A 4,606-nucleotide genomic window follows, 5' to 3' on the forward strand; every position below is an offset into this window, starting at 1 on the left:
GGCGTGCCCCTCGCCGGCGGCCGCGGGCCGGTGCCTCGTCCCGGTGGCGGGCGAGTGGCTGGCGCCGAGCCTTCGAGCGGACGGGGTGCCGGACGTCGGTCGGGTCGTACCGGGGGCGGGCAGGACTGCGGGGCCGTTCGTGCGGACGTCGCCGGGCCCGGTCCTGGAGCTGGCCGGGGGAGGGCGGCGGGCCCCGGCGGGCGCCTCGGGGCCGGCGCCCGTCGGAGGCGGGACCGACGCGGCGAGCAGGCGGGCGCGGGCCATCCGGATCGCGGGGATCACCTCGGCCGCGAGCACGCAGATGACCGCGGTGGTCGGGGCAAGCAGATCGTGGCGCTGCCGCACGACCGCCTGCGCCGTCCAGGCCGTCAGCGGGCCGTCGGCGGGGAAGCGGGACGGTGCGGGGTGGCGGGTGCGAGACGGGGTTGCGGACCGGACGGCGGTGGTCGGCGAGGGGCGCAGGAGGCCCGCATCGTCCGGTGACCAGTTCCGATCGAGGGCGAGCGCCGCGAGGTAGAGCGCCTCGTGCACCGCCACGTGGTCGGGGTCGGCGGGATCGTGCTCGCTCTGGCGCAGCTCGCGCAGGGCGCCCTTGGACCGGCCGGCGGCAACGGCTGTCGCGGCGCGCAGGAGGTGGCGCTCGGTCGGCGGCGGGAAGGGATACCGCACGGGCACGCTGGCGGGCTCGACGCGATGTTGCTCGTGCAGCAGGAGCGCTATGAGGAGCCTTGCTGAGGAAAGCGGCATCGGCGCGGTGTTCCTTCACGGGCGACCCGGAACCGTGTCTGGTTCGGACTGTTCGGACCCGCCGGAAAATGCCGGCGGAGCCATGACAGTACCTAGCATTCCGCCGCCGCGAAATGGCTTGTGGTAGTTCCGTGACGGCCAGCTTGTGGCATCGAATGTATCTCGCGGAAATGGTCGTCGACGCGGCCATAAGGTAAGCACGGTCAAGTATAAAAATGATTTCATCTCGACCTTTCGGTGGCCCCGGGGGGAGCGGGCCGCCGGGCGGCGGACGGCCGGGTGGCGGACGACGGTCGGGTGGCGGACGGCCGGATCCCTCAGACGAGGTCGCCGGGAACGGCGTCGTACCGGCGGGCGAGTTCGGCGATGCGCGGTGTCGACCCGGCGAAGTGGTGGTCGTCGACGGTGGCCACGGCGGCGATCCCGCGGGAGTTCGTCACGAACGCCGCCTCGAAGCGGTCGAGGTCGGCCAGCCGCACCGGCGCCCGCGCGCTGTCCGGGAACCGCTCGAGCAGGGCCATCGTCACCCCGTGCAGGGCCGGCGCGTCCGGCCAGACGACCGCGTCCCCGGCGAGGAAGCCGATGTTGGTCGTCGTGCCTTCCGTGATGACGCCGCCCGGCCCGGTGAGCAGCGCATCGTCGAAACCGTGCCGGCGGGCGAGCCGGCCGTACTGGAGCTGACCGAACGTGCCCAGGTGCTTGAGGTGCGGGAACGGTCGCGAGTACGGCACGGACATGAGTCGCTGCGGGGCCGGGGGCGGCTCGGCGGGCGCCCCGACCGCGACGATGAGGCGGGTCGGACCGCCGTCCGGGGTGCCGGCGACGACGAACCGCACCGTGGCGTCGCGGGTCGAGGCGGCCAGCGCCGCCCGGATCCGGGCGCGCACCAGCTCGCCGTCGAGCGGCTCGGCGTAGAGCTCGCGATTCGCCGCGTCGAGACGTCGCAGGTGCAGGTCGAGACCGCGGGTCCGGCCGTCGCGGACCTGCATGACCGTGAAGTGACCGTGCGGAAGCAGGGCCAGCGCAGGCGGATCGTCGAGAGGTACGGGACAACCGTCGACCTCGATGCGCAGCAACGCCGGGTTGGCCACTCCGGTCACGATAGTCACCCCGGTGCGGGGGGCCCGATCGGGCGCCCCACGCGACGAATGTCACCGCTGGGTTCGCTAGCGTTCTCGTGCCGCGCCCGTCGTCTGGCGGGCCGCCCGTCAACGAATGGAGTGGCCATGTCCGACCTCGCCGTCGACCCCACGGCCGACCCGGCCAAGATCGTCAGCGGTCTGTCCGCCCTGTCGGAGCGGGAGATCTCCGATCTGCTGGGTGGCCCGGCCGGAGCGGGCGTCCTTGACGAGATCTTCCGCCAGATGCGCAGCTCGTTCCGGCCCGAGCAGGCGCAGGGCGAGAACGCGCTGGTCCGCTTCGCGCTCACCGGCGGCCCGGGCGGCAGCACCCGCACCTACGAGCTGCGCGTCGTCGACGGCGCCTGCACGCTCGCGACCGAGCCGTCCGCCGGCTCCGGCGCGGCGCCGGCCGACCGTGCGCTGACCATCACCACCGACCGGGTCCGGTTCGTTCGGGTGCTCATCGGCCAGGTCAGCGGCGCCAAGCTGTTCATCACCCGGAAAATCAAGATTGACGGCGACCTGAAGTTCGGTGGCCAGGTGATGTCCTGGTTCGAGATCAAGCAGGACGACTGATCCAGCGCACGTCCGGTGCCGCCCGCTCGCGGCGACGCACTCCGTGTACGGCACGTATTACTGTCGGTTGACGATGGTCGCGGGCAGCGATGTGCCTCAGCGGGCGCGCGGCTCCTGACGCGCGGTTGCGGGCGCGCGGTTCCGGTCGGTGGCCCGGGTCGCGCGGCTCCGCCGGTGGCCTGGGCCGCGCGGTTCCGGTCGGGTGATGTGGGGAGGGCGGACGGTGCGGCTGGTGCTCGACGGTCGCGCGTACGACCTGCCGGCCGGGACCGACGCGGCCGCGCTCCGCCGACGCGCCGAGGGGGTGATGAGCGGCCGGGCCGGCAACGTCGGGCTCGACCGGATCACTCTCGCGGATGGCGACGTGCTGGCCGTGAACTGGCGCGCGGTGGGCACGGTCCGCATCGTCGAGGCGGGCTCGGAGGACGACGCCTGAGCGGCGGCCCGACGCCGGGGTCAGAGGGCGAACTCGGCCGGCTCCAGCCCGAGGGCGAGCGCCGCCTCCCGCACGACCGCCCGCTCGCTGGCGACGAACTCCCCGTCGACCAGGCCGATGACCTGCCCGATCTGCACGACGGCGGCGGCCTGCGCCACCCGGCCGCGCACCTTGGTGATCTCGGCCAGCGCCGCGTGGCGGCCGGCGGTGAAGTCCGTGGTCAGCCGGTCGAGGTGCGTCTCGAACAGCCGCACCGTGTCCTGCTCGGGGAACTGGGACAGCACCGGGTCGGTGGCGGCGAAGCCGCGCAGCCCCTCCCGCTCGGTCGGGTCGATGTGCCCGTCGGCGGCGGTGACCAGCGCGCACATCGCCACCGCCGCGTCGCGGAAGGCCAGGGTCCGCAGTTCCTCGCGGCGGGCGAAGAGCTGCGCCCGCAGCGACGTCAGCGTCGGCAGCCGCCGGTTGCCCCCGGCGGGGTCCAGCCCGCGCCACAGCGGCCAGCCCTCGGCCAGCCAGCGGCGCACGACCTCGGCCATGGACAGCGGGCGCAGCCGGGTCGCGAGCAGGACGTCGATGTTCACCGGGACGAGGGTGTGCTCACCCCAGCGGGACGGGGTTGGGATACCGGTCGGCCAGACCCCGGCGAACAGCACGCTGAGCACGTGGTCGGTCGCGGACTGTGGGGAACGGCCGGTGATGGAGCCGTCGTGCTCGACCGCGCCGACGAACTGCCGGGAGACGACCCGTGGCCCGGCGAGCCGCCCCACCTGCCGCTCGAGTGCGTCGTCGGTGCTTTCGCCGCCGACCACCGGGCCGCCGGGCAGCACGTGCCAGACGTCGTCCGGCGGTCGCGCCAGCAGCACCTGGTCGTCGATCCGCAGCAACAGCCGGACATCGAGCCGAACGGCGGCCTGCACTGGCATACCGACTCCCCTCCGAAGACGCACGGCACAAGGTGGGTCACTCGCTGGCGCCATCATCCCCCAGGCGGGCCGCGGACCCGCACCGGCGGTTCGGCTGCGTCACCGGGATCCCGGCGTGGGTGCCCGGCCTTCGGGCCCGTCCGCGACGAGGCCGCCGCCGAAGGCCCGCCGGTAGGCCCGCGGGCTCGTCCCCACCAGCCGGCGGAACTGCTCCCGGAACGCGGCCGGCGAGCCGAAACCGACCTGCGCGGCGATGGCCTCCACCGGATGGCAGGTGGTCTCCAGCAGGTACTGGGCCCGGCGCAGCCGCGAGCGCTGCAACCAGGCCACCGGCGTCAAGCCGGTCTGCTCGCGGAAACGGCGGTTGAGCGTGCGGGTGCTGACCATCGCGTGCGTCGCGATGTCGGCGAGGGTGAGCTCGCGGTGGACGTTCGCCGTCAGCCATCCCAGCAGCGGTTCCAGCTCGGTGCCGTCGAGTGGCGGCTGTTCGCGGGCGATGAACTGCGCCTGCCCGCCCTCGCGCTGCAGCGGCATGACGGACATCCTGGCGGACTCGGCGGCGACGGCGGTGCCGTGGTCGCGGCGCACCATGTGCAGGCACAGGTCCATTCCCGCGGCGGCGCCGGCCGAGGTCAGGATCTGGCCGTTGTCGATGAACAGCACGTTCGGGTCGACGTCGACGGCGGGATGACGCCGCGCCAGCTCCGCCGCGGCAATCCAGTGGGTGGTGGCGCGCAGCCCGTCGAGCAGGCCCGCCGCGGCGAGGACGAAGGCGCCGGCGCAGATCGAGGCGAGCCGCGCCC

Annotated in this window: 5 protein-coding genes and 1 pseudogene; 2 read left to right on the forward strand and 4 right to left on the reverse strand. The window is 74.0% G+C overall.

The window, feature by feature from the left end; translation table 11 throughout:
• Positions 1-747 (reverse strand): annotated as a pseudogene (locus ND748_RS25755) (hypothetical protein); the annotation flags it as partial.
• A gap of 317 nt (positions 748-1,064) precedes the next feature.
• Complete coding sequence (locus ND748_RS25760) at positions 1,065-1,847, reverse strand: aminotransferase class IV (protein WP_251748679.1); 783 nt, start codon at positions 1,845-1,847, stop codon at positions 1,065-1,067.
• A gap of 126 nt (positions 1,848-1,973) precedes the next feature.
• Between ND748_RS25760 and ND748_RS25765 the strand changes: the two genes are divergently transcribed.
• Together ND748_RS25765 and ND748_RS25770 are read left to right on the forward strand one after the other, a co-directional pair.
• Positions 1,974-2,444: an SCP2 sterol-binding domain-containing protein gene (locus ND748_RS25765; RefSeq protein ID WP_251748682.1), complete on the forward strand. Its 471-nt coding sequence runs from the start codon at positions 1,974-1,976 to the stop codon at positions 2,442-2,444.
• Between the two features lie 232 nt (positions 2,445-2,676).
• On the forward strand, positions 2,677-2,880 hold the full coding sequence (locus ND748_RS25770) for a hypothetical protein (protein WP_251748684.1): 204 nt from the start codon (positions 2,677-2,679) through the stop codon (positions 2,878-2,880).
• Positions 2,881-2,900: 20 nt separating this feature from the next.
• Here ND748_RS25770 and ND748_RS25775 read toward each other — a convergent pair whose 3' ends face one another.
• Complete coding sequence (locus ND748_RS25775; protein WP_251748686.1) at positions 2,901-3,803, reverse strand: TerB family tellurite resistance protein; 903 nt, start codon at positions 3,801-3,803, stop codon at positions 2,901-2,903.
• Between the two features lie 99 nt (positions 3,804-3,902).
• The coding region (locus tag ND748_RS25780; protein WP_251748688.1) for a GlxA family transcriptional regulator at positions 3,903-4,606 on the reverse strand (704 nt) is incomplete at its 5' end.

This window comes from Frankia sp. AiPs1 (genome assembly GCF_023716945.1).
Lineage (GTDB): Bacteria > Actinomycetota > Actinomycetes > Frankiales > Frankiaceae > Frankia.

Bases quoted from the DNA above. Each gene is read 5' to 3' on its own strand.
- ND748_RS25765 (WP_251748682.1), top strand. From the start codon at position 1,974: ATGTCCGACCTCGCCGTCGACCCCACGGCCGACCCGGCCAAGATCGTC.
- ND748_RS25775 (WP_251748686.1), bottom strand. From the start codon at position 3,803: ATGCCAGTGCAGGCCGCCGTTCGGCTCGATGTCCGGCTGTTGCTGCGG.